Origin of the sequence: Pseudomonas mosselii (assembly GCF_005796105.1) — a bacterium.
Classification (GTDB): domain Bacteria; phylum Pseudomonadota; class Gammaproteobacteria; order Pseudomonadales; family Pseudomonadaceae; genus Aquipseudomonas; species Aquipseudomonas mosselii_C.
The window spans coordinates 1-471 of sequence record NZ_VAUO01000052.1 but is presented as its reverse complement, the minus strand read 5'-3'; the positions used below and the strand labels follow the sequence as shown (position 1 = coordinate 471).

The 471-nt window shown below is 59.0% G+C and carries 1 pseudogene; it reads right to left on the bottom strand.

Features of this window, described 5'->3' with window-relative positions:
• Positions 1-471, bottom strand: a pseudogene (locus tag FEM01_RS24040) (T6SS effector BTH_I2691 family protein); the annotation flags it as partial.

Sequence of the window (471 nt, the reverse complement as noted above, 5' to 3'; positions counted from 1 at the left end):
GTCGAACTCAATCTCAGCATCACGGCCTTCTGCGTAGCCCGCACGCTGACCAATGTCGCCGCGGCTGCTCCAATCACACCGAATATCGACGCTGCAAACCCCAACGTATATTCCGGCGCACTGCTTTTTTGCAGGCTGTTGTAAGCCGTCTTCATCGAGATCACGTTGAACCACAGCATTCCGGCGTTCGCACCACCGCCCACGCCCGAGGTAAGCAACCCGAGAAAGTTCGGTTTAGCCCGCGCTGTGGTGGTCAACTCAACCGCCACTGTCCGATTGCCCGTAATACGCAGTTGCTTCATTTCCTCAACCTGCGCCATGCCGCTCTTCAAGTACCGCTCCACCTCCTGGCTGAACGGGTTTTCCCGGATGGCCTGGTCGGTGATCTGGTAACGCGCGGCCAACAGCCCCAGCGCTTTCTCGGCATTGGCCTCACGCGCTGCCAGCAGTACTTGCTGACGCAGGGTATGG